The sequence below is a fragment of the Mesorhizobium montanum genome, from assembly GCF_033977145.1.
GTDB classification, from domain to species: Bacteria; Pseudomonadota; Alphaproteobacteria; order Rhizobiales; family Rhizobiaceae; genus Mesorhizobium; species Mesorhizobium montanum.
Genome location: NZ_JAVIJF010000014.1, coordinates 43858 through 70554, shown reverse-complemented (window position 1 = coordinate 70554; position 26697 = coordinate 43858). Strand labels below are relative to the sequence as shown.

The 26697-nt window shown below is 63.4% G+C and carries 29 protein-coding genes; 16 read left to right on the top strand and 13 right to left on the bottom strand.

The window, feature by feature from the left end; all coding sequences use genetic code 11:
- Window position 1: 1 nt before the first annotated feature.
- Window positions 2-1360, bottom strand: coding sequence for an Nramp family divalent metal transporter (locus tag RFM68_RS19555; RefSeq protein ID WP_320234646.1), 1359 nt, complete (start codon window positions 1358-1360; stop codon window positions 2-4).
- Window positions 1361-1649: 289 nt separating this feature from the next.
- Between RFM68_RS19555 and mntR the strand changes: the two genes are divergently transcribed.
- The 3 genes from mntR (at window position 1650) to RFM68_RS19540 (ending at window position 4705) form a co-directional block, all read left to right on the top strand.
- Entirely contained in the window at window positions 1650-2102 is a 453-nt protein-coding gene (gene mntR, locus RFM68_RS19550) for a manganese-binding transcriptional regulator MntR (RefSeq protein ID WP_320234645.1), read from the top strand.
- Window positions 2103-2340: 238 nt separating this feature from the next.
- On the top strand, window positions 2341-3270 hold the full coding sequence (gene ypfJ / locus RFM68_RS19545; protein ID WP_320234644.1) for a KPN_02809 family neutral zinc metallopeptidase: 930 nt from the start codon (window positions 2341-2343) through the stop codon (window positions 3268-3270).
- A gap of 166 nt (window positions 3271-3436) precedes the next feature.
- A complete protein-coding gene (locus tag RFM68_RS19540) occupies window positions 3437-4705 on the top strand; it encodes a TCR/Tet family MFS transporter (protein WP_320234643.1) in 1269 nt (422 codons plus the stop codon).
- 6 nt (window positions 4706-4711) lie between these two features.
- Here the strand turns inward: RFM68_RS19540 and RFM68_RS19535 are convergent, their stop codons facing one another.
- Complete coding sequence (locus tag RFM68_RS19535; protein ID WP_320234642.1) at window positions 4712-5095, bottom strand: helix-turn-helix transcriptional regulator; 384 nt, start codon at window positions 5093-5095, stop codon at window positions 4712-4714.
- 145 nt (window positions 5096-5240) lie between these two features.
- Window positions 5241-6443 (bottom strand): glutamine-hydrolyzing carbamoyl-phosphate synthase small subunit, encoded by a 1203-nt coding sequence (carA, locus tag RFM68_RS19530; protein WP_320234641.1) that lies wholly within the window; start codon window positions 6441-6443, stop codon window positions 5241-5243.
- Between the two features lie 319 nt (window positions 6444-6762).
- On the opposite strand from carA, the gene RFM68_RS19525 reads away from it, so the two are divergent.
- On the top strand, window positions 6763-7212 hold the full coding sequence (locus RFM68_RS19525; protein WP_320234640.1) for a GatB/YqeY domain-containing protein: 450 nt from the start codon (window positions 6763-6765) through the stop codon (window positions 7210-7212).
- A gap of 12 nt (window positions 7213-7224) precedes the next feature.
- Here the strand turns inward: RFM68_RS19525 and RFM68_RS19520 are convergent, their stop codons facing one another.
- The gene (locus tag RFM68_RS19520) at window positions 7225-8226 is read right to left on the bottom strand and encodes a hypothetical protein (protein WP_320234639.1); all 1002 of its coding nucleotides are present in this window, start codon (window positions 8224-8226) and stop codon (window positions 7225-7227) included.
- A gap of 344 nt (window positions 8227-8570) precedes the next feature.
- Here RFM68_RS19520 and RFM68_RS19515 point away from each other — a divergent pair, with 344 nt between their 5' ends.
- Window positions 8571-9281, top strand: coding sequence for a DNA helicase (locus tag RFM68_RS19515; protein WP_320234638.1), 711 nt, complete (start codon window positions 8571-8573; stop codon window positions 9279-9281).
- A 50-nt stretch (window positions 9282-9331) separates the two neighbouring features.
- Entirely contained in the window at window positions 9332-9889 is a 558-nt protein-coding gene (locus tag RFM68_RS19510; RefSeq protein ID WP_320234637.1) for a GNAT family N-acetyltransferase, read from the top strand.
- A 1-nt stretch (window position 9890) separates the two neighbouring features.
- Here the strand turns inward: RFM68_RS19510 and RFM68_RS19505 are convergent, their stop codons facing one another.
- From RFM68_RS19505 to RFM68_RS19495, 3 genes are all read right to left on the bottom strand, one after another.
- Window positions 9891-11075, bottom strand: coding sequence for an MFS transporter (locus tag RFM68_RS19505; RefSeq protein WP_320234771.1), 1185 nt, complete (start codon window positions 11073-11075; stop codon window positions 9891-9893).
- A 156-nt stretch (window positions 11076-11231) separates the two neighbouring features.
- Complete coding sequence (locus RFM68_RS19500) at window positions 11232-11441, bottom strand: DUF2061 domain-containing protein (RefSeq protein WP_320234636.1); 210 nt, start codon at window positions 11439-11441, stop codon at window positions 11232-11234.
- 99 nt (window positions 11442-11540) lie between these two features.
- A complete protein-coding gene (locus tag RFM68_RS19495; protein WP_320234635.1) occupies window positions 11541-13205 on the bottom strand; it encodes a Na/Pi cotransporter family protein in 1665 nt (554 codons plus the stop codon).
- Between the two features lie 364 nt (window positions 13206-13569).
- Here RFM68_RS19495 and RFM68_RS19490 point away from each other — a divergent pair, with 364 nt between their 5' ends.
- The 6 genes from RFM68_RS19490 to RFM68_RS19465 all read left to right on the top strand — a co-directional run bounded on the left by RFM68_RS19490 (window position 13570) and on the right by RFM68_RS19465 (window position 20209).
- Complete coding sequence (locus RFM68_RS19490; protein WP_320234634.1) at window positions 13570-13932, top strand: RcnB family protein; 363 nt, start codon at window positions 13570-13572, stop codon at window positions 13930-13932.
- Between the two features lie 139 nt (window positions 13933-14071).
- On the top strand, window positions 14072-16030 hold the full coding sequence (gene dnaG / locus RFM68_RS19485) for a DNA primase (protein WP_320234633.1): 1959 nt from the start codon (window positions 14072-14074) through the stop codon (window positions 16028-16030).
- A gap of 423 nt (window positions 16031-16453) precedes the next feature.
- Window positions 16454-18481 carry an RNA polymerase sigma factor RpoD gene (rpoD, locus tag RFM68_RS19480; RefSeq protein ID WP_320234632.1) on the top strand — a complete coding sequence of 676 codons (2028 nt, stop codon included), beginning with the start codon at window positions 16454-16456 and terminating at the stop codon, window positions 18479-18481.
- Window positions 18482-18677: 196 nt separating this feature from the next.
- Entirely contained in the window at window positions 18678-18971 is a 294-nt protein-coding gene (locus tag RFM68_RS19475; protein WP_320234631.1) for a GYD domain-containing protein, read from the top strand.
- Window positions 18972-19037: 66 nt separating this feature from the next.
- Window positions 19038-19418, top strand: coding sequence for a thiol-disulfide oxidoreductase DCC family protein (locus RFM68_RS19470; protein ID WP_320234630.1), 381 nt, complete (start codon window positions 19038-19040; stop codon window positions 19416-19418).
- Between the two features lie 137 nt (window positions 19419-19555).
- Complete coding sequence (locus tag RFM68_RS19465; RefSeq protein WP_320234629.1) at window positions 19556-20209, top strand: PadR family transcriptional regulator; 654 nt, start codon at window positions 19556-19558, stop codon at window positions 20207-20209.
- A gap of 80 nt (window positions 20210-20289) precedes the next feature.
- On the opposite strand, the gene RFM68_RS19460 is transcribed toward RFM68_RS19465, so the two are convergent.
- The gene (locus RFM68_RS19460; protein ID WP_112098816.1) at window positions 20290-20550 is read right to left on the bottom strand and encodes a YiaA/YiaB family inner membrane protein; all 261 of its coding nucleotides are present in this window, start codon (window positions 20548-20550) and stop codon (window positions 20290-20292) included.
- 43 nt (window positions 20551-20593) lie between these two features.
- Window positions 20594-21271 (bottom strand): PspA/IM30 family protein, encoded by a 678-nt coding sequence (locus tag RFM68_RS19455; protein WP_320234628.1) that lies wholly within the window; start codon window positions 21269-21271, stop codon window positions 20594-20596.
- 179 nt (window positions 21272-21450) lie between these two features.
- Here RFM68_RS19455 and RFM68_RS19450 point away from each other — a divergent pair, with 179 nt between their 5' ends.
- Together RFM68_RS19450 and RFM68_RS19445 are read left to right on the top strand one after the other, a co-directional pair.
- Window positions 21451-22089, top strand: a complete 639-nt coding sequence (locus RFM68_RS19450; RefSeq protein ID WP_320234627.1) for a TetR/AcrR family transcriptional regulator — start codon at window positions 21451-21453, stop codon at window positions 22087-22089.
- Between the two features lie 55 nt (window positions 22090-22144).
- A complete protein-coding gene (locus RFM68_RS19445; protein WP_320234626.1) occupies window positions 22145-22438 on the top strand; it encodes an HlyU family transcriptional regulator in 294 nt (97 codons plus the stop codon).
- Between the two features lie 33 nt (window positions 22439-22471).
- On the opposite strand, the gene kce is transcribed toward RFM68_RS19445, so the two are convergent.
- The 3 genes from kce to RFM68_RS19430 form a co-directional block, all read right to left on the bottom strand.
- Complete coding sequence (kce, locus tag RFM68_RS19440; RefSeq protein WP_320234625.1) at window positions 22472-23404, bottom strand: 3,5-dioxohexanoate:acetyl-CoA acetone transferase; 933 nt, start codon at window positions 23402-23404, stop codon at window positions 22472-22474.
- Entirely contained in the window at window positions 23365-23688 is a 324-nt protein-coding gene (locus RFM68_RS19435) for a hypothetical protein (protein WP_320234624.1), read from the bottom strand. Before RFM68_RS19435 ends, kce begins: the two co-directional genes overlap by 40 nt.
- Window positions 23689-23893: 205 nt before the next feature.
- Window positions 23894-24532, bottom strand: a complete 639-nt coding sequence (locus RFM68_RS19430) for an FMN-dependent NADH-azoreductase (protein ID WP_320234623.1) — start codon at window positions 24530-24532, stop codon at window positions 23894-23896.
- Window positions 24533-24644: 112 nt separating this feature from the next.
- Between RFM68_RS19430 and RFM68_RS19425 the strand changes: the two genes are divergently transcribed.
- The gene (locus RFM68_RS19425) at window positions 24645-25592 is read left to right on the top strand and encodes a LysR family transcriptional regulator (RefSeq protein WP_320234622.1); all 948 of its coding nucleotides are present in this window, start codon (window positions 24645-24647) and stop codon (window positions 25590-25592) included.
- Here the strand turns inward: RFM68_RS19425 and RFM68_RS19420 are convergent.
- On the bottom strand, window positions 25534-26160 hold the full coding sequence (locus RFM68_RS19420; protein WP_320234621.1) for a TetR/AcrR family transcriptional regulator: 627 nt from the start codon (window positions 26158-26160) through the stop codon (window positions 25534-25536). The two genes, RFM68_RS19425 and RFM68_RS19420, sit on opposite strands and share 59 nt — an antisense overlap.
- Before the next feature lie 65 nt (window positions 26161-26225).
- Between RFM68_RS19420 and RFM68_RS19415 the strand changes: the two genes are divergently transcribed.
- Window positions 26226-26651, top strand: coding sequence for a VOC family protein (locus tag RFM68_RS19415; RefSeq protein ID WP_320234620.1), 426 nt, complete (start codon window positions 26226-26228; stop codon window positions 26649-26651).
- Window positions 26652-26697: the final 46 nt, after the last annotated feature.

Here is a 26697-nt window from a genome sequence, read left to right as displayed (position 1 = left end):
TTCAGCCGGCGAGGGCGTCGAAGAGCAGCTTGAAGTTGAGCACCAGAATGACGGCGGCCACCACCCACGCCAGAGCGGCAACGCCCCGCGGTATGGCGAAATTTCCCATCTTCTTCTTGTCCGACACGAACTGCACCAGCGGGATGACCGCGAAGGGCAACTGCATCGACAGAACCACCTGGCTGAAGACCAGCAGCTGGGCCGTGCCCTTTTCGCCGTAGAGCGCGGTGACGGCCACGACCGGGACGATGGCGATGCCGCGCGTCACGAGGCGGCGCGCCCATTGCGGAATGCGCAGGCGAAGGAAGCCTTCCATGACGATCTGGCCGGCGAGCGTCGCGGTGACTGTCGAGTTGAGGCCGGAGGCAAGCAGCGCGACGGCGAACAGGATCGAGGCGATGCCAAGCCCAAGCAGCGGCGAGAGCAGCTCGAAGGCCTGGCCGATCTCGGCCACGCCCTGATGCCCGGTATCGTGGAAGGCGACCGCCGCGACGATCAGGATCGAAGCGTTGACGAACAGCGCCAGGATCAGCGCGATGGTCGAATCCGCCGTCGCCCACTTGATGGCGTCGCGCTTGCCGGCATCGGTGCGCTCATAGGCGCGGGTCTGTACGATCGATGAATGCAGATAGAGGTTATGCGGCATGACCGTTGCGCCGATGATGCCGATTGCGATGTAGAGCATCGCCGGATTGGTGACGATCTCGGACGACGGAACAAACATCGAATGCAGGATCGTGCCCGCCGGCGGCGCGGCGACGAAGATCTGAATGGCGAAGCAGCCGAAGATGATGATCAGCAATGCGACGACGAAGGCCTCGAGATAGCGGAAGCCTTTGTTCATCAAGAGCAGCACGAGGAACGCGTCGAGCGCGGTGAGGATGGCGCCGCCGACCAGCGGTATGCCGAACAGAAGCTGCAGTGCGATCGCCGTGCCGATCACCTCGGCGAGGTCGCAGGCGATGATCGCCAGTTCACAGGCGATCCACAGCATCAAATTGACGGGACGCGGATAGTAGGCGCGGCAAGCCTGGGCGAGGTCGCGGCCGGTGGCGATGCCGAGACGAGCGGCCAGCGCCTGCAGCAGGATCGCCATCAGGTTCGACAGCATGATGATGAAAAGCAGCGTGTAGCCGAACTGGGCGCCGCCGGCGAGGTCGGTCGCCCAGTTGCCCGGATCCATATAGCCGACCGAGATCATGTAGCCCGGCCCCATGAAGGCGAACAAGCGGCGGAACCAGACGCCGGTTTGCGGCACCGCGATCGATGCGTTGACCTCGCGCAGGCTCGGCTGTTCGTCGTCGGGCCTGTCGAATCGCCACGCGGGTCGGGCTACGGTTGCTGCATCGGCGTCGGACATGGAGGATTTCCGCTGGAATGTATCGCTGCTCCCATTATCTATGCCATGGCTCAACATTATGCAATATGCTATATTTCATTGATCATGCTTTCGTGATACGCCGGCGGCAGGCTGGCGCTGGGCTGCCGCAAACGCTGGTTGCGCCTGCACGGGAATGCAAATAAACGGCCGGACCATCAGGGGTCGTGCTATGGATGCGATCCCGATTCAATCGAAGAGCATGACGTCGTCCGAAAACCGCTTCACACTTTTCGGCGTCATGCTCTAGGGCAGCTAAGAGGAGCGCGCGTTGGCGCTGAGGAACAAACCGGTTCGACGCGAAGAGCCGCTTCCCAATGCCGAAATCCATTCGGAAGGATTCCGGCAGACGCGCGAAGCGCGCCGCAGCGCGCTTGTCGAGGACTATGTCGAGCTGATTGCCGATCTGATCGAGGACGGCAACGAGGCGCGGCAGGTCGATATCGCGGCAAGGCTTGGCGTCGCGCAGCCGACGGTGGCAAAGATGCTGACCAGGCTGTGCGCCGATGGGCTGGTCTCGAGAAAGCCCTATCGCGGTGTGTTCCTGACCGAGGCCGGCCGCAAGGTCGCCGAGGAAAGCCGCATCCGCCACCAGACGGTGGAGGCCTTCCTGCGTTCGCTGGGCGTCAGCGCCGAGACGGCGCGTATCGACGCCGAGGGCATCGAGCACCATGTCAGTGCCGAAACGCTGGAAGCTTTTCGCCGGGCGATGACGCATCGCTGAAAACGCGGTGGGCGGAACCGCCGCGGACGGCAACGCGCGCCGGCGCCAAGCAGAAAAGTTGAGGCTTTTAGCCGGGTTATGGTCAGTGGAACTTTTATCTGCCTGACTGCAATTGCTTTGCGCGTCGGCATTTGGAGCGCGAAAAATTCTGTGACTTGGGCCAGCCGTTGCGATAATTATCTGCAGGGGGGCGGTCGCGGGCCGGTTCCTCCAGACATTCGCGTTGCGAGGAGTTGCCATGCTTTGGAGAGGCCGTCGTCAGAGCGACAACATCGAGGATGACCGCAGCGACAGCGGCGGCGGACTTGGCGGTGGATTGGGCGGCGGTGGCCAGTTCCGCCTTCCTATCGGCGGCCGTACCGGTGGCGGCGGCAGCATCATCCTGGTCATCCTGGTTGTGCTCGCAGGATGGTATTTCGGCTTCGACCCATCGCAAATCCTGGGCGACGGCAGCGGCGGCCTGCTCCCGGGTGGCGGTGGCCAGATCACCGACAACAGCGGCTCCCAGGGTAGTGGCGGCGCGCCCGCCAACGACGAGATGAAGCAATTCGTCGCCACCGTGCTTGCCGACACCGAGGACACCTGGACCGGCATTTTCAAATCCCAGGGTCTGACCTACTCGGATCCCAAGCTGGTGTTGTTCAGCGGCCAGGTTCGTTCGGCGTGTGGTTTTGCCTCGGCGGCGGCCGGACCGTTCTATTGTCCGGGCGATCATAAGGTCTATCTCGACATGACCTTCTTCCAGCAGCTCGACCAGAAGTTCGGCGCTTCAGGCGAGTTCGCCCGCGCTTATGTGGTCGCGCATGAGGTGGGTCATCACGTGCAGAACCTCACCGGCATCATGGGCAAGTTCAACCAGATGCGGCAGGGCATGAGCGAGGCCGACGCCAACCAGCTGTCGGTGCGCATCGAGCTACAGGCCGATTGCTTCGCCGGTGTATGGGCGCATTTCACCCAGCAAAAGGGCATCCTGGAACAGGGTGATATCGAGAGCGCGCTCAATGCCGCCAAGCAGATCGGCGACGACACGCTGCAGAAGAAGATGCAGGGCTATGTCGTGCCGGAAAGCTTCAACCATGGCACCTCGCAGCAGCGGCAGACCTGGTTGGCGCGGGGCTTCAAGAGCGGCAAGCTGACCGACTGCAACACGATGAGTGGTCCGATCTGAGGCCGGCGTATGCGCCTGATTTCTGACGGCGATCCGCGATCAGTGGCAGCTGGCAAGTGATGTCAGCATAAGACATTTGCCCTCGTTCGCGGATTGTTCCCGCCGATGACCTCGCCTATAAGGTCGGTCCCGCCTGTGCCCCAAGGCGGATGAGGAGCTTATCGTCATGATCGATCCCAAGACCGCCAAGCGGGGCCTTGCGCTCGTTTTCACCACGCTGCTGCTCGACATCATCGGCTTCGGCATCATCATGCCGGTGCTGCCGGCCTATCTGGAGGAGTTGAGCGGCGTCAGCGTCAGCCAGGCCGCGATCGAGGGCGGCTGGCTGTTCTTCGTCTATGCCGCGATGCAGTTCTTCTTCGCGCCGATCATGGGCGGGTTGAGCGACCGCTTCGGACGGCGGCCGATCCTGCTTGCCTCGGTGCTGACCTTCTCGATCGACAATCTTATCTGCGCCGTCGCCTGGTCCTACCCGATGCTCTTCATCGGCCGCTTGCTCGCCGGCATTTCCGGCGCCAGCTATTCGACGACATCGGCCTTCATCGCCGACATCTCGAACGACGAGAACCGGGCGAAGAATTTCGGCCTGCTCGGTATCGCCTTCGGTGTCGGTTTCGTCATCGGCCCGGTGCTGGGCGGGTTGCTCGGCACCCTAGGACCGCGCGTGCCGTTCTATTTCGCCGCGGGCCTTGCCTTCGTCAATTTCCTGATCGCGATGTTCTTCCTGCCGGAGACGCTGGACGAAAAGCATCGCCGCCGCTTCGAGTGGAAGCGCGCCAATCCTGTCGGCACGCTCATGCAGATGCGCAATTATCAAGGCATCGGCTGGATCGGTCTCGTCTTCTTCCTGATGACGCTCGGTCACATGATGTATCCGGCGGTCTGGTCGTTCGTCTCCAGCTATCGCTACGGTTGGAACCAGCAGCAGATCGGCTTTTCGCTCGGCGCCTTCGGCCTGTGCGGCGCGATCGTCATGGCGACGGTGCTGCCGCGGGTCATTCCCAAGCTCGGCGAGTGGAAGACGGCGGTGATCGGGCTGACCTTCACCGCGCTCAGCGCCTTCGGCTACGCGTTTTCGACACAAGGCTGGATGATCTATGCGGTGATCGTGGCCGGCTGCCTGGAGGCGCTTGCCGACCCGCCGCTGAGGAGCCTCGCCGCGGGCAAGGTGCCGCCTTCGGCGCAGGGCGAATTGCAGGGTGCGATGACCTCGATCTTCTCGATCACCTCGATCATCACGCCGCTGCTCTACACGGCGATCTTTTCCTGGTTCACCGGGCCGAGCGCGCCGGTTGTATTCGGCGGCGCGCCCTATGCGCTCGGCGCGATTTTCCTCACGCTGGCGGTTATCGTCTTCGTGACGAAAGTGGCCAAGCCGACCCCGAAGGAAGTCGAGCGCATGCACACGCAGGAAGCGGTGACCGACGCGGCTTGAGGGCGATTAAGGCTCGATCCATTCTCCGGGGATATCGAGGGCCTTCGCCAGCATTGCGCTGGTCTGCTCGGACGGCTTCCGGCGATTGGATTCGAGGTCCGACAGAAAACCCTGGCTGACACCGATCGCCGCAGCCAGTTCGGCTTGGGTAAGCTTTCGCCAGTTGCGCAGCGCCTTTAGTCGATTGGAGCCGCGCAAGACATCCATGGTCACGTCCGCCGGCAGCGCCCTTTCGGTTTTGAGGTCGGCTTTGCGCCCGTCATAGATGGCGGCATCCGCGGCATCTTCGAGAGCCTCCTCGGCGGCATGCAGCAACGCCTCGTAATCCGCTTTGGGGATCACGACCAGTTCCTCGCCGGTTGAGGTTTTGATGATTTGCGGGGCATTCATGACATCTTGTCCTGCTATAACCTGCTGTAGGTTGTTGTCTCGCGTTTTCCTATGTAGATAGCCAGGATAGTGGTGCGGTCCTCATCGAATATAACTCGGTAGCGACCGATCCGCAGCCTGTAGCCGTCTCTACCGGCTAAGCGTGTCAACGTTCCCCCAGCGCTTCCTCGCCGCGCCGACCGCGGATCAGGTTGACGAAGCGCCGGAACAGATAGTGCGAATCCTGCGGGCCGGGTGAGGCCTCGGGGTGATGCTGGACCGAAAACACGGGACGGCCGGTCAGCGCGATGCCGCAGTTGGAGCCGTCGAACAGCGAGACATGGGTTTCCTCGACGCCTTCCGGCAGCGAGTCTGCGTCGACGGCGAAACCGTGGTTCATCGAGACGATCTCGACCTTGCCGGTGGTGTGGTCCTTGACCGGATGATTGGCGCCGTGGTGGCCCTGGTGCATCTTCTCGGTCCTGCCGCCGAGCGCCAGCGCCAGCATCTGATGGCCGAGGCAGATGCCGAACACCGGTATATCGGTCTTGAGGATGTCCTGGATAACCGGCACGGCATATTCGCCGGTCGCTTCCGGGTCGCCGGGGCCGTTCGACAGGAAGATGCCGTCCGGCTGCATGGCCAGGATTTCCTCAGCATCGGTCTTGGCCGGCACGACCGTGACCTTGGCGCCGAGGCCTGCCAGCAGACGCAGGATGTTGCGCTTGACGCCATAGTCGATGGCCACGACATGCATGGACGGCGCGTCCTGCTCGCTATAGCCCTCGTTCCAGATCCAGGGCGTCTCGCGCCAGACCGAAGACTGGCCCGAGGTGACCTCCTTGGCGAGATCGAGGCCGATCAGGCCCGACCAGGCCGCGGCCTGCCGCTTCAGGTCCTCGATGTCGAAGATGCCGTCGGGCGCATGCGCGATGACGGCATTGGGCATGCCCTTCTCGCGGATCAGCACGGTCAGCGCGCGGGTGTCGATGCCGGAAAGCGCGACGATGCCGCGGCGTTTCAGCCACTGGTCGAGATGGCCGGCGGCACGATAGTTGGACGGGTCGGTGACATTGGCCTTGAAGATGGCGCCGACAGCGCCCGCGCGGGCGGCTGGATGCAGATCCTCGATGTCCTCATCATTGGTGCCGACATTGCCGATATGCGGGAAGGTGAAGGTGACGATCTGGCCGGCATAGGAGGGATCGGTGAGGATCTCCTCGTAACCTGTAAGCGCCGTGTTGAAGCAGACTTCCGCAACGGCCGAACCGGTGGCGCCAAGACCGCGGCCCTCGATTACCGTGCCGTCGGCGAGCACCAGAAGGGCGGTCGGCTTTTCGGTGGCCCAGGGGGCGGTGGTCGTGGCCATGGCGGCACTCCTGTCAGGCGCTTCAACACGGCCGGCTGGGCCGTTTGCGCAGCAAGGCGCGCGAAGCAGGCTTTCCCGCTTTCACACGCCGGTTCTTTCCGATCATGCCGTTTTCCCAAAACCGCTACGCACTTTTGGGCGACATGACTTCATTGTCTCATGCAGGACCGAGTACATAGGGGAAGGTGCCGTAGCGGTCAATGCGGCGCCCCCAAGCCAGGGTCGGTTTGCATTTCGCCCAGCAATATCAGCAGCTTGCCGGGATTTGCGTTGGCCGTTCGGCAAAGCTATTGTCCGCCGCATTCGAAGGAGAAGCACGATGCGCGAGAAAATCGCCGAATCCATGAAGAGCGCGATGAAGGCTCAGGACAAGCACCGCCTGCCGACCCTGCGGTTGATCCAGGCTGCCATCCACGACCGCGACATCGCCAATCGCGGCGCCGGCAAGCCGCCTGCGAGCGAGGAGGAGATCCTGCAGATCCTCGCCAAGATGGTGAAGCAGCGTGAGGAATCGGCCAAGGCCTTCGAAGACGGCAAGCGGCCGGAACTGGCGGCGCAGGAGCGCGGCGAGATGGAGATCATCCGCGGGTTCCTGCCGACGCAACTCGACGATGCGGCGATCACGGCGGCAGCGCGCGAGGCGATCGCCGCCATGGGTGCTGCCAGCCAGAAAGACATGGGCAAGGTGATCGGCGCGCTGAAGCAGAAATATGCCGGCCAGATGGACTTCGCCAAGGCGAGCGCCATCATCAAGGCACTGCTGCAGTAGGGGATTGCGGTCTTACGGATCCTTGCAGATCGGCACCGGCTGCGGGGGCGGCGCCGGATGATCCTGCTTGTACTGCGCGATGATCGGCTCCAGCGTCTTCTTCGGCCAGAATTTGGGAGTGCCGATCTCCTTCAGGCAGGAGGCGTTCCAATAGGCTCCCGCAACTGAGAGCGCCTGGCCGCCGGACTTTGCGCGCGCAACGGCGGCGATGTCGCGCGACTCGGGATAGATGTAGAGCGTCGTCGGGTTGTTCTTCACGATGGGGATGATCTGCTCGGCGTCGGCCGGCGACCAGCTGGTGCAGCCATTGCTGCGGCCGCCGGCATAATTGACCAGCTTGCCGAACGGGACAAAGCCGTCATGGTCGGCGTAGGAGCTGTTCGGATCTTTGCGCAGGCACATGCCCCTGAGCAAGGCAGCCGGATGCCCGCCGATCACACGCTGCCTGGCGTTCGCCGCTTCGCCTTCGCCGTCGAACTGGATGAAACTGCGCATGAACACAGTGTCCTGTGCGCCGACGCGGTAGTAACCCTTGAACGAGGTCTTCGTCTCGGCGGTCATATAGGCTCCGCCGGCGGTCAGCTCCGAGTCCATCGCATTGCCGAAGTTTTTCGCGCAACGCCTGCCGTTGGAGAAATCGGCAACGCCTTTCAGATTGCGGCCGCCGCCATGGCCCGAGGAAACGGCGCGGAAGAGCTGCCTGGCTTCGCAGATGACATAATAGCGCTGGCCAAGCACACTGTTGCCGAGATCACCGGGACGCGTCGCATCCATGGCGAAGTAGCAAGGGTTGCTGACCGAACCATCGCTTACCTTTTTCTGGTAGAGCGCGCGGGCCCGCTCCAGCACGACCTGCGAGATCTGTCCTTCACTATCGCCGACATGGCGCTGCAACCAGTCCGGCACGCTTGACGGCCGCAACGCTGCAAATGAGCTGACCGATGCCGTCAAGGCGGCCAGGATCGCGACAAGACAAAAGATGGCCGCGCCCAGCGGAACAGATATCAACCGCACCGGTTTGCCCCTCCTGTCGAAGCGTTGTCCCGCACCATGAATCATCCGGGGAGATTATGGAAGATCTCGCATCCATCGGCGAAACACTTCTAGTTTAGCAACACCTTTTGCAGGCGGAATTTGCTGCGACGACATTTCACAGCGCCATCGCCACTGTGCCGCCTGCGCAACTCCGCGATTTTCGGTCGGCGTGGATTGGGTTATCATCTGATTCCGGTGCGCCCACGCCTCCTCCCTCCGTCGGGAAAGCATTGTTCATGCAGGGCAGTCGATCAATCAACCGACTGTTAGAGCGCCAGGCATAAGGAGGGTTGCGAAGACTGCTCGCGGCAGGAGGTTTTTCGATGCGGCTTTCCGCACCCGTCCATCTTCTGAAACGCCAGGCGAGGCTCCTGTCTCGCAGGGAGAATGTCCCCCTCCACCAAGCGCTCGACCGCGTTGCCGCCAAGGAAGGTTTTGGCAGCTGGAGCCTGCTTGCCGCCAAAGCCGCCGAGGCAGCGCCCGCCGGCAGGTTGTTGGCGAGGCTGATGCCCGGCGACATGGTTCTCATGGCGGCGCGGCCGGGCCAAGGCAAGACGCTGATGAGCCTCGAACTCGCCGTGGCGGCCATGACGCAAGGCAATCGCGCCGTATTCTTCAGCCTGGAATACATGCATGCCGACATCCTGGACCGCTTCCGGGACATCGGGAGCAACCCTGCCGATTTCGACCAACTGTTCGACTTCGACAATTCCGACGCCATCAGTGCCGGCTACATCATCGAGACGTTGCGGTCGGCGCCGCGCGGCACGCTGGCGGTCATCGACTATCTGCAGCTGCTCGACCAGAAACGGGAGAATCCCGAGCTCATGGTCCAGATCCGCGCGCTGAGGTCGTTTGCCCGGGAACGCGGACTGGTGCTGGTCTTCATCTCGCAGGTCGACAGGTCGTATGATTCCGCCAGGAAGCCGTTTCCGGATATCGGCGATATCCGGCTGCCGAACCCGCTCGACTTGTCGCTGTTCGACAAGGCCTGTTTCCTCAACCGGGGCGAAATCCAGTTTCAGGCGACTTGAGAGCGATCCGTGCGGCGGTTATGCCTGTCCCTCTCGACAGGAAACGAACGATGATCGAAATCGTCAAGCCGACGCTCGAACACCTGCCGTCCTACAAGGCGGCGTTGGAGCGCGGGTGGTCGCCCGACAATGTGCGGCTCCTGGAAGCGACGCGCGAGCAGCTTGAGGCGATCGAGAAGGATCCTGTCGAATTTCTCGCCAGCCTCGACGACCCCGAGGCGAAGGGCCCGCCTATCGCCTTGCCGGACGGCACCGAAGTGCCGCGCCTGCCGGGCTTTCGGCGCTGGATATGGGATGGCGAGGCCGCCGGCTCGATCGGCTTTCGCTGGCAGAAGGGCACGTCGGCGCTGCCTTCGCATGTGCTTGGCCATATCGGCTATGCGGTGGTACCATGGAAGCGAGGCCGCGGTTATGCCACCGAAGCGCTGCGGCTGATGCTGGACGAGGCGAGGGCGGTCGGGCTCGACCACGTAGCGATCACCGCGAAGCCGGGCAATCCAGCTTCGCAGAAGGTCATAACGGCCAATGGCGGCAGGCTCGTCGGCCACTTCTTCGAGGACGCCGCCTATGGCGGCGCGGAGAGCCTCAAGTTCCGGATCGATCTCTAGATTATTCCGCTGCCGCCGGCAGCGGCGGCATCGCGCGGCTGCGCCATTCCCAGGTCTGCGAGGCGACAGCCACCACCACCGCCACCAGCATGGCCAAAGCGCCGGCCAGCGGCAGGCTGCGATAGCCATAGCCGGCATTGAGCATCGTCGCGCCCAGCGATGCGGCGAGCGCGATGCCGACATTGAAGCCGGACGGGATCAGCGAGGAGGCGAGGTTGGACGCGTCCGCCGTCCAGGCAAGGATGCGGGTCTGGATCGGTGCGCCGATGGCGAAGTTGAGGCCACCCCAGATGACGATGGCGACGATCATCGGTACCGGGTAGGGGCTGACAAGATGAATGACGCCCAGCATCACCGCCTGCAGGGCAAGCATGACGATCAGCGCCGGCATCAATTTCCAGTCGGCGAGCTTGCCGCCGACAAGGACGCCGATCGTGGCGCCGACGCCGTTGAGCAGCAGCACCCAGGGGATCAGGCTTTCGTCGAGGCAGGTGACCTCGAGCAGCGTCGGCGTGATGTAGGTGAACAGCCCGAACTGGCCGATCATCAGCATCAGCATCAGGATCAACGATGTCCAGACCTGCTGGCGGCCGAGCACACGCACTTCGCGCGCCAGCCCGGCCGGCCGGTTGGCGGCGCCCGTCGTGCGCGGCAGCAGCGCCAGCATGGCGATGATGGCGATGATCCCAAGCGCGCCCATCACCCAGAAGGTCGCCCGCCAGCCCCACAGGCTGCCGATAGCGGTGCCGGCCGGCACGCCTATGACATTGGAAACCGTCAGCCCCGAGAGAATGATCGCCACAGCCCTGCCGCGCTGGTCCTCGCGCACCAGGCCGACCGCAACCACCATGGCGACACCGAAATAGCAGCCATGCGCAACGGCGGTCGCGATGCGCAGCAGAAGCATCGAGGTGAAGTCGGGCGCCAGCGCGCAGGCCACCTGGCCGAGGGTGAAGGCGATAGTGAGGCCGATCAGCAGCGTCTTGCGCGAGACCTTGCCGGTGGCCAGAGCCAGGAGCGGGCCGCCGATGGCGATGCCGCAGGCATAGCCCGAGACGAGATAGCCGGCGGTCGGTATCGAAACACCGAGGCCCTGCGCCACCTCGGGCAGCACGCCTGCGATGACGAATTCGGTGGTGCCGAAGGCGAAGGCGGCAAGGAAAAGGGCAATTAGCGGCAGCATGATTCAAAACATATGCGAGGAATGCACGCCTCAAACCACGCTTGGGCGGGCGCGGCAATGCAGAAATTGTCGATGCCGCTTTAGCTTTTCTTGAGTGTAGAGGCTAAAGCGCGTCGCATGTCGTGATCGCAAAACCGCCGCCCACTTTTGCGATATGCATTAGACGGCCGTTTTGCGCCCATACGGGATCTTCAGCCAGGCCCGTTCATGCAGATAGTAAAGCAGTGACTTGGTGACGACTTCGGTGAGCCCGATGGTGGCCGCGAGCTTGATGCTGCCGGTCACCACCAGCGATATGATCATCGTGTCGATCGTGCCGGTGGCGCGCCACGAAAGCGCCTTGGCGAAGCTGCGCGAATGGGTGTCCATCAACCGATCGTCCTCCCAACAGGTTCTCGGGTGATCCTTAGCCGACAGAGGCGAGGATGGGCAAAGATTAAATTTGCGCGTGGCCAGGGATGTCCAGCGCTAGCTTGCCTTCAGGCGCGAGGCACCGAGCAGTCCGCGCTCCTCGAGCACTGGGTACGCCATCGAGGCAAGCAGCGAGTTGATCTGCTTCAGATCGCGGATGGTGTCGAGATGGATCGAGCTCGTCTCGACGCTCTTGGCGGTGCCTTCGCGCAGGCGCACGAAATGGCTGGCGCTGGTTTCCTTCTCACGTTCGCGCAAGAGATCCTTTTCCAGCACCAGTTGGCGCGCGGTTTCCGGATCGCGTGAAACCAGCACGTTGAAGGCGAGCCGTGCATTGGCGAGCACCGAGGAATGGAAAGCGCAAAGCTCCTGCCAGCCCTCAGGCGTGAATTCCAGTCCGCGCTCCAGCTTCTTCCTGACATGCACCAGCATGTTGCGCACGACGATGTCGCCGACCTGCTCGAGCTTGACGCAGGCGCCGATCAACTCCTGGCAACGCAACGCCTCGTCCTCGGTCAGCGGGTTCCTGGTGATCTTGGCGAGGTAGAGCTTGATCGCGGCGTGCTTCCGGTCGACGCGGTCGTCGAGCGCGGCAAGCGCCTTGATCTTGGCGGGATCGGCATCCTCGTAAAGTTCGATGATGCGCTTCAGCATGATCTCGACCGTCTCGCAGACCCGAACCACCTCGCGCGTCGCATTGGCCAGCGCCTGGCTCGGCGTATCGAGGGCGCTCTCGTTGAGCGCCGACAGCTCGACCACCTCGAGCGCCGCAGCCAGTTGAGGCTTGCTGCCCAGCGCCACGATCTTTTCGGAAGCGCGGTAGACGAGGCCGGCCAGCGGCAGCCCGGCCAGCAGGATCAGCACGTTGAACAAGATGTGGGCGTTGACGATCTGATCCGGCGCGGTCTTGCCGAGAAAGGCGACATCCGGCTTGAAGGTCATGATCAGGACCAGCATGATCAGTGAGCCGAGGCCTCGCATCAGGAGATTGCCGATCGGCACGATCCGCACTTCCGGCGGCGCCGACCGCGTCAGCAACGGCGCAATCAGCGACGAGCCAAGGTTGACGCCAAGCACCAGGACCACGCCGAGCTCCGGCGTGATTAGCCCGCGAGCCGCCAGCGTCGCCATCAAAAGGACCGCGGCGATGCTCGACTGGAATAGCCAGGTGACCAGCGCGGCCAGGAGATAGGTGGTGATGGAGTCGCTCGAGAAGTAATTGATGACCAGCGGCATCAACTGGCTGTTGCGCAGCGGCTCCGAGGCCTGACCGATCATCTCCAGTGACAGGATCAGCAGGCCGACACCGATCAGGATACGGCCCAAGCGCCGCCAGTCGCGCCGCTCGGTGGCCATGAACATGACCGTGCCGGCGATCAGGCAGAGCGGCACCAAAAGCGTAAGGTCGAAGGTGAGCAATTTGGCCACCAGCGCCGAACCGATCTCGGCGCCGCGCACTGCCAATTGACCGGCGGCGCCCGAGACGATGCCGGCGCCGGCGAAGGAGCCGACCAGCAGCGTCACCGCGGTCGAGCTCTGCAGCGCGATCGCCAGCCCACAGCCGGCCAGCACCGCCATGATCGGATTGCGCATGGTGGCGCGCAGCCTGTGGCGCAGCACGTCGCCATAGGCGCGCTCGACCCCTGTCTTCACCATGCGGGTGGCGAACAGCATCAGCGCCACCGCGCCGGCAAGGTGCAGGAGGACGACGGAGCCGCTCACAGCCGACCTCGCGGGGTGACTCCGGCGACGCGGAGGGGGATACGAATCTTAGCCATTTCGAGGCCTGGGAATATACCAGTTAAGATTAGCCGAATAATAGATTTTTCTGATGTGATGATAGCCTTTGCTCGACGGAACATGTCGGAAATGAATACAGGGCGCATTGGTTGCACGGGCCGCGCGGCGGCGCTTCGCTCAGCATGCCGCGACGGCTGGGAGGCAAGAGCCGAGCGCGATCCAGAGCCTTGTTGAGGGAGCCTCTGCAAGCATCGGAAATCATTACAGAATTGTAATTCTCACGTTCAGTTTCGGTTCATCCATTGGCGGCTATTCCTCTGCCTATCGACAACAAGGAGTACCGACCATGAAGCGTCTCATACTTTGCGCCGTCACCGCCTCGATGCTGGCCGCCTCGGCCTTCTCCGGCCAAGCCGCGCCGCTCGCCCAGCTGAGCGCGCCGCAGTCGAATTACACGCAGGTCGACTGGCAGAAGCCCGGCAGGCATGTCGACAAGCGTGTCATCGTCAAGAAGAAGGTGGTGAAGCGCGATCATTGGCGCAACGGCCAGAGGTATTCCAACTGGAAGCGTCACCAGCCGGTCCGTGACTGGAACCGCTACGGCCTGCGCCGTCCCGGCCCCGGCCAGGAATGGATCCGCGTCGGCAACGACTATGTGCTGGTCAGCATCCTTTCCGGCATCATCTTCGGCGCGATCGCCGCGCAGTAATCGGCGACTATCCGTAATCCAAGAAGACGGCGGCCGCCCGGCCGCCTTCTTTTCGTCTGTGAAAAGCGGGTACGGTGGGCAAGACAGAGTCGCCTCGCCCGTGCGGCTTGATTATATGGAGGGCAAACGAGCTTTCCCGATGCGCTTTCCGCCCGCCTTCCTCGACGAGATACGCGACCGCGTGCCGATTTCGCAGGTCATCGGCACGCGCGTCGCATGGGACAGGAAGAAGACCAACGCCTCGCGCAGCGACTACTGGGCCTGCTGCCCGTTCCACGGCGAGAAAAGCCCGTCGTTCCACTGCGAGGACAAGAAGGGCCGCTATCACTGCTTCGGCTGCTCGGTGTCGGGCGACCATTTCAAGTTCCTCACCGAGCTCGACGGCATGAGCTTTCCGGAAGCGGTCGAAAAGATCGCCGAGATGGCCGGCGTGCCGATGCCGGCGCGCGACGAGCAGGAGGAGCGGCGCGAGAAGGAACGCGCCAGCCTGACCGATGTCATGGAGATGGCGACCGCCTTTTTCCAGGAGCGCCTGCAGAGCCCGGAAGGGGCGAAGGCGCGCGCCTATCTCAGGGAGCGCGGGCTGACGCCGGCGACGCAGCAGTCGTTCCGGCTTGGCTTCGCGCCCGATAGCCGCAATGCCTTGAAAGAGCATCTGGCGGCAAAGGGCGTGCCGAAAGCCGATATCGAGGCCTGTGGCCTGGTTCGGCATGGCGACGACATTCCGGTTTCCTATGACTGGTTCCGCGACCGCATCATGTTCCCGATCCCGGATTCGCGCGGCAAGATCATCGCCTTCGGCGGACGCGCGCTGGCCCCCGATGCGCTCGCCAAGTACATGAACTCGCCCGACACCGAACTCTTCCATAAGGGCAATGTGCTCTACAATTTCGCCCGCGCCCGCCAAGCGCTGGCAAAGGGGGCGCTGGCCAAGGGCGGCACCGTCATCGCGGTGGAAGGCTACATGGACGTGATCGCGCTGGCGCAGGCCGGTTTCGAGAATGCCGTGGCGCCGCTTGGCACCGCGCTCACCGAAAACCAGCTTGAACTGTTGTGGCGCATGGCGCCGGAGCCGATGCTGTGCTTCGACGGCGACAAGGCCGGACTGAAAGCCGCCTGGCGGGCCGCGGATCTCGCGCTGCCATCGGTGCAGGCGGGCCGCTCTGCGCGCTTCGCGCTGCTGCCGGAAGGCAAGGATCCCGACGACCTCGTCAAGGCCGAGGGGCCGGACGCGTTCCGCGCCGTGCTTTCCGAAGCGCGGCCGCTTGCCGATCTTCTGTGGATGCGCGAGACGGCCGGTGGTGTCTTCGATACGCCGGAGCGGCGGGCTGAGCTGGGAAAGACGCTGCACGAACTGACCAGCCGCATCCGCGACGAGAGCACGCGCTATTACTACCAGAAAGAAATGCGCGAGCGGGTGCTGAGCTTCTTCGGCCCCCAGCGCAATGCGCGGCAAGGCCGCCAGGATGGCGGCCGGCCAGGCGAGCGCGGCCAGGGCAAGCCCGCGCCCGGCGGACAATTCGCCAAGCCCGGCGGCGGCCGCATGGCGATCAGCGAAAGCCTCGGCCAGTCCGCGCTGGTCAAGCGCGGCAGCGAGGGAATGTCGGTGCGCGAGGCGACGATCGTCGTGGCGCTCGTCAACCATCCGGCACTGATCGACGAGAATTTCGCGCATGTCGAATTCCTCGACCTTGCCAATTCGGATCTGCGCAAGCTCCATGTCGCCATCCTCGATGCGATGGCGCATGACGCGGCCGACGATCGCGGCGCGGTCATCACCACCATCGAGCGCGCCGGCTGCGGCGGCATCTGGGAGAGGGCGGTGGCGCTGATCAAGCGGGCGCGGCAGTGGCCAGCGCTCGAGACCGCCGGACTCGACGACGCCCGCGACGCCTTCAACCAGGCACTGCACTTGCAGCGCAGCGCCCGCACCTTACATAGAGAGCTGAAGCAGGCGCAGGCGGCGCTCGATGCAGACCCCTCGGATGAAAACTTCCGGCATCTCGTCGAGATTCAAGCGCAATTCAACGACGTGCAGGCAACGGAAGCGCTGATCGAAGGGTTCGGCGTCTCGTCGGGCAGGGTTGGACGCGTTTAGGCCGGACTGCGCTCGAAATGAAGTGGAAACGTGCAGCGCGTCGAATCGACGCCTCTAAGTCGGGTAATTGATTCGCTTTTTTCATGCGAATCATGCCAGAGGCGCTTGACCTTCTGGCAGATTGGCGGAATCAGGACGATTCGAAACGTTAACCGTGCCCCGGCGTCGGCGGAAATTCGAGCGATGCGAGGTAGCGGTGACGTCTGGACAGGCAAAGTGCCTGCTCCAGATATCAGGGTTAATCTGGACTTAATGCATGTCGCCCAAAAGTGGAAACCGGTTTGGGACCAGCGACTTGCACAAAACAAAAGCGATGACGCGGTTGCCGGGCCGGTAAGAAGCGTTCCGGTGCGAGCGCATCCGGCATAACCGGTCCGACAGTTTACGCGGCCTCGATATTCGGCCGCTTGGAGACGACAAAGAATGGCGACAAAGGAAAAGGAAGAGGTCGAGACCGAACGTGAAGGCGCCACCGATGGCCCTCTGCTCGACCTTTCCGACGATGCTGTCAAGAAGATGATCAAGGCCGCGAAGAAACGCGGCTATGTCACGCTCGACGAGCTCAACGCGGTGCTGCCCTCGGAAGAGACGGATCCCGACCGCATCGAAGACATCAATGCGATGCTCAGCGACATGGGCATCAATGTCGTCGAGGACGACGAGCAGGGCGAAGAGACCGAGGCCGAGCCGGCCGGCGACAGCGAGGAAGACGCCAACGAGCTCGCCGAGCAGACTGGCACCGCCGTCGCCGCCACGACCACCAAGAAAGAGCCGACCGATCGCACCGACGATCCGGTGCGCATGTATCTGCGCGAAATGGGCTCGGTCGAGCTGCTGTCGCGCGAGGGCGAAATTGCGATTGCCAAGCGCATCGAGGCCGGCCGCGAAACGATGATCGCGGGCCTGTGCGAAAGCCCGCTGACTTTCCAGGCCATCATCATCTGGCGCGACGAGCTCAACGAATCGAAGATCCTGCTGCGCGAGATCATCGACCTCGAGGCGACCTATGCCGGCCCCGAAGCCAAGCAGGCGCCCGTCGTCGAACGCGTCGAGGAAGCGCCCAAGGCCGAGGAGAAGCCGCGCGGCCGCGCTGCCCAGCGCGAGGAAGAAGAAGACATCACCAATGTCGGCGGCGACATGCGTGGGCTGGAAGAAGAGGAAGACGACGAGGACGAGGCGAGCCTGTCGCTGGCCGCGATGGAAGCGGAACTGCGCCCGCAGGTCATGGAGACGCTCGACGTCATCGCCGACACCTACAAGAAGCTCAGGAAGCTGCAGGACCAGCAGGTCGAGAACCGTCTGGCCGCCGCCGGCACGCTCTCGCCCAGCCAGGACCGCCGGCTGAAGGAGCTGAAGGACCAGCTGATCAAGGCGGTGAAGTCGCTGTCGCTCAATGCCGCGCGCATCGAGGCGCTGGTCGAGCAGCTCTACGACATCAACAAGCGCCTGGTGCAGAACGAGGGCAAGCTGCTGCGCCTCGCCGAAAGCTATGGCGTGCGGCGCGAGGAGTTCCTCAGGGAGTATCAAGGCTCCGAGCTCGATCCGAACTGGACGCGCTCGATCGCCAACCTGACCTCGCGCGGCTGGAAGGAGTTCACCAAGAACGAGAAGGATGCGATCAAGGAGCTGCGCGCCGAGATCCAGAACCTCGCCACCGAAACGGCGATCTCGATCCTGGAATTCCGCAAGATCGTCAACCAGGTGCAGAAGGGCGAGCGCGAGGCCGCGATCGCCAAGAAGGAAATGGTCGAGGCGAACCTTCGCCTGGTCATCTCGATCGCCAAGAAATACACCAACCGCGGCCTGCAGTTCCTCGACCTGATCCAGGAAGGCAATATCGGCCTGATGAAGGCGGTCGATAAGTTCGAGTACCGCCGCGGTTATAAGTTCTCGACCTACGCGACCTGGTGGATCCGGCAGGCGATCACCCGCTCGATCGCCGACCAGGCGCGCACCATCCGCATCCCGGTGCACATGATCGAGACGATCAACAAGATCGTGCGCACCTCGCGCCAGATGCTGCACGAGATCGGCCGCGAGCCGACGCCGGAGGAATTGGCCGAGAAGCTCGCCATGCCGCTGGAAAAAGTGCGCAAGGTGCTCAAGATCGCCAAGGAGCCGATCTCGCTCGAAACCCCGGTGGGCGACGAGGAGGATTCGCATCTCGGCGACTTCATCGAGGACAAGATGGCGATCCTGCCGATCGACGCGGCGATCCAGGCCAATCTGCGCGAGACGACGACGCGGGTGCTGGCCTCGCTGACACCGCGCGAGGAACGCGTTCTGCGCATGCGCTTCGGCATCGGCATGAACACCGACCATACGCTGGAAGAAGTCGGCCAGCAGTTCTCGGTCACGCGCGAGCGCATCCGCCAGATCGAGGCCAAGGCGCTGCGCAAACTCAAGCATCCGAGCAGGTCGCGCAAGCTGAGAAGCTTCCTGGATAGCTGAACCGGAAAATCATACAAGCAAGTCGAAAGGGCGCCTTGGGCGCCCTTTTTCATTCGCCTGCGCCACCCTTGCCGGAACTGCCCGACAGGAGGATAATTCGGGGTCGGATGCATTTGTGGGCGAAAAGCCGGATGCCCGCCCGGCGTCGGCCGTCAACGGCCAGGCGCCCGCACCGTGGCCCCGGAGGAGGTGTGCCGTGACAACCTACATCGTGCTTATCAACTGGACCGAACTGGGCGCCAAGAATGTGCGGGAGTCGCCGAAGCGGCTCGATGCCGCCAAGAAGCTGCTGGGGGAGATGGGCGGCTCGTTCAAGGCATTCTATCTGACCATGGGCGAGTGCGACATGGTCGCTATTGTGGAAGCGCCGGACGATGCGGTGCTTGCCCGTTTCGCGCTGTTGTTGTCGTCGGGCGGCAACGTCAAGACGCGGACGATGAAGGCGTTTCCGGAATTCGCCTACCGTGAGATCATCAGCTCTCTAGGATGAAGCGCCGAGATAGCCTGGCTGGCGAGTCGCATTGCGGTGCGGCGCCTCGTCGACGATAGTCGCGCCATGTCCAAGCCGTTGCTGACTGTCTGGTACAACACCCGCTGCCCGGTCTGCGATGCCGGCATCAACCACCAGAAGCGGCGGCTGATCGAAGCGGTCAAGGCGGGCCGCGTCGAGTTCCGCGACATCAATTTCGAACCTGAAGCGCTCTCCGCCTTCGGCGCCTCGCTGGAGGATATCCGCCGCCGGCTGCACGCAATCGATGCCGAAGGACGGCTGCTGGTCGGCGCCGATGTGGCGATCGCGGTCTGGCGGCACACGCCGGGCGAGGGATGGCTGGCGAGCCTGTTCGGCAACCCTGTCGCCCTGCCGCCGACGCGTTTTGCCTATGACCGCTTCGCGGATATTCTCTACGCCTGGAACCGGCGCAAAGGCCATTGGTAAGGCGCTCTCGGCCTGCGCGGATGTGACATGCAATCGACCTTGGCACGGCCTCCGATATATCTTAAGATATATCTTGACTCCGCAAATGGTGCGCCTTACTTAAGATATATCGTAAGACATATCTCAAGGAGCAATCCATGCACAGACACAATCATTTCGGCGAGCGCATGTTCATGCATATGGCCGGTAAATTCGGTGGCCGCGGCGGCGGCTTCGGCCCGTTCGGCCATGGCGGCAGGGGCGGCGGACGAGGCGGCCCGGGCGACATGTTCCGCGCCGGGCGCATGCTGGCCGACGGCGATCTCAAGCTGATCACGCTGTCGCTTCTGGCCGATGCGCCGCGCCATGGCTACGACATCATCAAGGCGCTGGAAGAGCGCACCAGCGGCATCTACAGCCCGAGCCCGGGCGTGGTCTATCCGACGCTGACTTTCCTGGAAGAGGCGGGCTATGCGGTGTCATCGAGCGAAGGCAATAAGAAGGTGTTTTCGATCACCGAGGCCGGCAAGGCGCATCTCGAGGAGAACCGCGAGATGATCGACAGCGTGCTCGACCATCTCGAGCGGTTCGGCCGCAAGATGGCCGCGGCACGCGAATGGTTCGGCTGGGGCGATGACAAGGACGAGGGGCGCCGCGGTCGCTCGGAGAAGCGCGACCAGTTCCGCGCGCTGCGTCATCGGCTCCGCGCCGCGCTCGGCGACATCGCCGAAGCGCCGGAAGACAAGCAGGCCGAGGCGATCAGCATCCTGGAAGACGCCGCCGAGGCGATCGAGGCGCTGGCACGTCGCTAATGCCGACCGCAATTCTTCAGTTCAACGAAATAAGCCCGGAGTGATCCGGGCTTACTTGTCGACGATCGACCGGGAGGCGATCAATCCTTGCCGACATATTCGCTGATCAGCTTCTCGTTACGCGCCTTCTCGATCTTGGCGGTGGTCTCGGCGGAGATGCGTTCGTCGGTGCGGTACTTGACCAGGTTCACCAGGCTGCCGGTGAGCAGCAGGATGCCCATGGCCCAGTAGCCCTTGGTCGAGAGGTCGACCGGCGCCAGCCACAGTGACAGGCCGAGCATGAAATAGGCGGCGCCCACGGACACGGTGTTGAACAGGATATAGGTCTGATTGCCGTTCATCGTATTGCTCCTTGGATTTGATCCGTTTCGAGAAATCGCGGGTTCAGTTCAGGGATTTCAGGCGTGCCAGGACGTCCTGGGCGCGCACCTTGGTAGCCGGTCCGTGGCCCGCTTCGGCGAGGCGGTCGCGGATCGCCTCGTGGCGCAGCTCGCCGTCGATTTCGTCGAGGATGCCGGCCTCCTCGAACGGGTCGCTGCTTTCCTTGATGCGGGCGAGCAGTTCCTCCGCCTCGTTGAGGCTTGCTGTGCGGCCGATCGAACGGTTGAGGCGCGACTGCGCCTTGCGTTCGGCATCGATTGCCCGAGCGGAAATCATGCCCTGGTTGAGATCGATGATGCGGCGGTGCGCCTGTTCGACGGACAGACGCATCCGCAAGGTCTTCTCGCCGAGGCTTTTGACCGTAGCGCGGCGGACTTCGCGCTCGTTCTCGAGTTCGGCGATTGCGGAAGCGCCGCCTTCGGCAAGCGCCTGGTTGTTGGCGGAAAGCGCACTGAGCGTGCGGGTTTCCAGATCGGCGATGCGGCGCTCGAGCTGGTCGAGGCTGGTCTGCTCGGCGCGCTGGCGCACGATGAGCGAGGCGAGCGTCTGCTTGGCGGCGGCGAGGCCCGCCTCCGCGTCGCGGATGCGCTGGGCCAGAAGGTCGATTGCAAAACGGTCCTTCAGATTGTCCTCGGCCCGGGCGCTGGCGCCGTCCAGCAATGTCTTGATCAGGCTAAGCATGGATCTTCTCCCTGTTGACGTGAACGCTGTTCACGTAGTCAACATAACAGGAAATGAACATTGTTCAACGATTATTTTGAACGCTGTTCATGAGCCGCAGGACATGGTAGACGGAAAGAAATGGAATGAATTCCGGGCCGGGCGCACCCGGCTTGCGAATACCGGGACAGGACAGAAGCATGGCGCTGGACAAGGAAGAGATGAGCGAGAAGGTGCTCGCCATCGCCGAGGCGCTGCTCAACGAGGGCGGCGCCGCCAATCTGAAGGCGCGCACCATTGCCGAGCAGGCCGGCATCTCCGTCGGATCCGTCTATAACCTCTTTGCCGATCTCGACGAGGTGCACCGCGCCGTCAACATGCGGCTGCTCGACCGGCTCGGCGCGACAGGCATAGCGGCGATGGCCGATCTCGAAAGGCAAGGGGTGACCGATGTCCGGCATCGCATCCTGGCGATGGCCGCCGCCTATGTGCGGTTCGTCGAGGTGCATCCCGGCAGTTGGCCCGCGGTGCTCGCCTTCAACCGCCGCCGCGCGACGCGGCCCGGCCCGGACGCCTATGACACGCTGCTCGACGCACTCTTCGACATCGTCGCCGGCGTGCTCAAGGCTGGAGATTTCGACCTCGACGACGACCGCCGCGCGCTTGCGGCGCGGACCTTATGGTCAAGCGTGCATGGCATCGTGACCAGCGGCTATGTGGCCAATTCCAACAGTAGGCAGGCCGAGGAGATCTGGCATCAGGTCGAGCTTCTGGTCGGCGTTTTCGTCAAGGGGCTGGAACACGGCGGTGCATTCGCGCATGCTGAGACAAAAGCCTGAATGAACAGGGGCGCCGTGAATCTTCGGGTGCCCGCGTGAGATGGAGCTTTGAAAAATGTCTTTTCTGAAAAAGCTTTTTGGCGGCGGCAGTGGTGAGGCAACGGAGGCCGGAACAGCCAAACCGGCAAAGCAGGTCGAGCATAAGGGATTCCTGATCAGTGCGACGCCCTACAAGGCCGAGGGCCAGTACCAGACCTGCGGCGTCGTCTCGAAGGAAATCGACGGCGTGATGAAGGAGCACCGCTTCATCCGCGCCGACCGTTTCGCCGGGCTGGACGACGCCGTCGACATCTCGATCAAGAAGGGCATCCAGTTGGTCGATGAGCAGGGCGAGCGGATGTTCGGCTAGGCGTGATGACGGCTCGTTGTCCTTTCGTCCCGATCAGAACGAAACCTTGTCGCCGCCCTTGAGCTGCAGGATCTGCCGCGCCTCGTCGGGCGTCGCGATCGAGGCGCCGAGCCCTTCGATGATCTGGCGAACCTTGGTCACCTGCTCGGCGCTGGAGCGGGCGAGCTTGCCCTTGCCGATCCATAGCGAGTCCTCCAGGCCGACCCGCACATTGCCGCCCAGCGCGATCGCTTGCGTGGCGATCGGCAATTGATGGCGGCCGGCGCCCAGCACCGACCAGTGATAGTCATTGCCGAACAGGCGATCTGCCGTGCGCTTCATGTGGGCGACGTCTTCCGGATGCGTGCCGATGCCGCCGAGGATGCCGAACACGCTCTGGACGAAGAACGGCGCCTTCACAAGGCCGCGCTCGACGAAATGCGCCAGCGTGTAGAGATGGCCGATGTCATAGCACTCGATCTCGAAGCGCGTGCCGTTGTCGGCGCAGGTGCGCAAGATGTGCTCGATGTCGCCGAACGTGTTGCGGAAGATGCGGTCGCGCGAGGATTCGAGATAGGGCTGCTCCCAGTCATGCTCGAAGGTCTTGAACCGCTCCAGCATCGGGAACAGCGCGAAATTCATCGACCCCATGTTGAGCGATGCCACCTCGGGCGCGAACACCTTCGCCGGCCTGACCCGCTCTTCCACGCTCATCGTCGCGGCACCCCCGGTGGTGATGTTGACGACACAGTTGGAGCGCTGCTTGATGACCTGCAGGAACGGGGCGAACGCCTCGGTCGACTGGTCGGGGCGTCCGTCGACCGGATTGCGGGCATGAAGGTGGACGATCGCGGCACCCGCCTCGGCCGCCTCGATGGCCGCGGTGGCGATCTCTTGTGCCGTCACCGGCAGATACGGCGACATTGACGGGGTGTGGATCGAGCCTGTTACGGCGCAGGTGATGATGATCTTGTTCTGGTTCGCCACTTTTGATGCCCTGACTTCGCTGTTTGACCGCGCCTTGTTGACGGCCCGCCTATTTGACCGCTCCTTGGGTGATGCCGGAAATGAACTGCTTCGACAGCACGATGTAGAGCAGCGTAATCGGCAGCGCCGCCAGTGTCAGCCCGGTGAACAGCACCCCAGTCGGTGGTGAATTCGCCGACGAACACGGTCAGCCCCTGCGGCAGTGTCTTCAAATTGTCGGAGGTGATCAGGACCAGCGGAAAGAAAAAGTCGTTCCAGATCGGCACCGTGTTCTGGATCGCCACGATGACCAGCGCCGGCCGCGCCGACGGCAGCACTGAAGATATTGCCGATGAAACTGGCGCTGGATCGCAGCCTCGGCTCTATCCTACGCAAGGATCGCCATCTCGGCGGTGATGCTGCCGCCGTTGAAAGCCGATTGCCGGAGGCGAATGCACGAAAGGGCAGGCGCTGGCGGGCGCCTGCCCCTTTCTTCCTGGCGCACCGGTTTCAGGCTGCGGCTGCAACCTGGTCGGCATTGGCGGCCGCGATCGCATCGACCTTGGCGGTGGCCTTGGCCAGCGCGGCGGTGACGGCATCAGCGCCCATGCCGACGCCTTCGACGCGAATGACTTCGACGTCGGTCATACCGAGGAAGCCGAGCACGCTGCGCAGATAGGGAACGGCGTGATCCATCTGCACGGCCGCGCCTTCGGAATAGATGCCCCCGGAAGCGAGCACGATATAGACCTTCTTGCCGGCGACGAGACCCTTCGGACCGCCTTCGCCATAGGCAAACGTCTTGCCTGAGCGGGCGACATGGTCGACCCACGACTTCAGCGTCGAGGAGATGTTGAAGTTGATGAAGCCGGTGGCGAGGATCACGATGTCGGCGGCGAAAAGCTCATCAAGCACGGCGTCGGAGACGCCGACGACCTCGGCCTGGCGCGGCGTGCGGGCTTCGGCCGGCGTGTAGATGCCGGTGGCGTAGTCGGGATCGATATGCGGCAGCGGACTGGCGACCAGATCGCGCACGACGAGCGTGTTCGAAGGGTCGGCGGCAACCAGCTTCTGGGCAAGATCGGTGGCGACGCGGCTTGAGTGCGAAGCAGCGCCGCGCGGGCTGGACGTAATGAGAAGAATAGACATGGCGGTATCCCCTTGGGGTTGGATTGAAACTCTCCCCACCAATATGGGATTGCCGTCATATCTGGAAAACTGGTATAATTTACATGGTATCCATCGACAATATGGATTGATCATGCAGCCAAATCCCACGCTTGACCAATTGCAGATCCTGGTGGCGGTGGCCGATACGGGCAGCTTCTCGGCAGCGGGGCGCAAGCTCAACCGGGCGCAGTCGGTGGTGAGCTACGGCATCGCCAATCTCGAAGCACAGCTCGGCCTGAAGCTGTTCGAGCGCGAAGGTGTGCGTGAGCCGCAACTGACCGATGTCGGCAAGGCGATGCTGGAGGACGCGCGGCGCATGGTCGGGGTCCTGCAGCGCATCCGTTCGCGCGCCGACGGCTACCGGCAAGGGCTTGAGGCGGAAGTGGCGGTGTCGGTCGACGTGGCGCTGCCCTCGCCGGCGCTGGTGCGGGTGCTCAAGGCCTTCGAGGCCCAGTTCCCGGCGGTCATGCTGCGGCTTTATATCGGCTCGCTCGGACTGATCGTCGACCAGGTCGTCAACGGCCAGTCGGATCTCGGCTTCGGCGGCCTGCAAGGTGATGCCGACGTCAATCTGCTGCGCATCGGCTTCATCTCGCTGGTGCCGGCGGCGGCGCCTGACCACCCATTGGCCAATCTGCCGAAGCCGGTGGCCGTCGAGGACCTGCGCGAGCATATCCAACTCGTCGTCTCCGACCAGTCGGAGCGGACGCGCGGGCGCGACTATGGCGTGTTTGCCTATCGGACCTGGCGGTTGACGGATGTGCGCACCAAGCATGCCTTGATGCGCGAGGGTCTCGGCTGGGGCGGCTTGCCGCGCTGGCTGATCGCCGACGACCTCGCCAGCGGCCGGCTGGTCGAGCTCGATCTCGAGCCCTATCGCGAGGTGCGCTCGCCGCTTTATGCCATGCACCGCAACGACCGCAGCCCCAAGCCGGCGGCGACCTGGCTGATCGACGAATTCAAGCGGCAGCTCGGTTGCTTCAACGAGATGGAGCCGGGCGAGTGGACGGAAGAGGGGCCGGAGACAGGCCGTCGATGAGTGCGACCAGCACCGCGCGATAATCCTCGGCGGACGCGCCGGCCTCAATGGCAAGGGCGGCACGGTCGAAGGCGGCGGCCAGCAAGGCGGTGAGCGCCTCGACCGGCAGTCTAGCCATCGACTGCGCGCGCATCGCCGCGACCAGGCCTTCGCGCAAGGAGCGATTGCCGTGGCTGTTGTCGATCTCGTCCATCGCGGCGCGGCCAAGCACGGCAGGCCCGTCGATCAGCAACATCCGGGTGCGACCTGGCGCGCGCATGGCAGCGAGATAGGCGTCCGAGCCCGCGATAAGGGCCTCGCGAGCAGGCAGCGACACCGGCGATGCATGGTCGACCTCGGCTGCCACCATCGCTGCCTCCTGTTCGACCACGGCGGCGAACAGCGCCTGCTTGTCGGCAAAGTGATGGTAGAGCGCCCCACGCGTGACACCTGCGGCGGCAACGATCTCCGGCGTCCCGGTGTCGGCGTAGGATTTTTCCCTGAAAAGCGTTCGCGCCGCCCTGATCAGGTCGGCGCGCGTCGCCTCGGTGCGATCGCGGTTGGAGCGGCGTCCGGATCCAATTTGCATACATGCAGCCTATATGTTATCCCATTTACATACAAACTGTATGTTGTGTGACAGGAGAAAGAAAGATGAAGACGACGAGCTACTATCCGGTGCTGATGACGGGCGATGTGGCAGGCACGGCGGATTTTTATGTCGAGCACTTCCGCTTCGAGCCGCTGTTTGCGAGCGACTGGTATGTGCATCTGCGGTCGGCCGAGGATCGCCGCGTCAATCTCGGCATCGTCCAGGGCGACCACGAAACGATCCCCGAGGAGGGACGCGGCCGCACGTCGGGCCTGCTGATCAATTTCGAAGTCCGCGATCCCGATGCGGTGTATGAACGCGTTGTCGCCGCCGGCCTGCCGATCCTGTGCCCGCTGCGAGACGAGCCCTTCGGCCAGCGCCATTTCATAACAAAGGATCCGAACGGAGTACTGATCGACGTCATCAAGCCGATACCGCCCGACGGAGAGTTTCTGGCGCAATATGCGGGCGGCGCGGCAGGAGGCTAAGCCTCGCGCTGGCAGCAGATGTCGGCATTCGGCTCCGGCCATATGG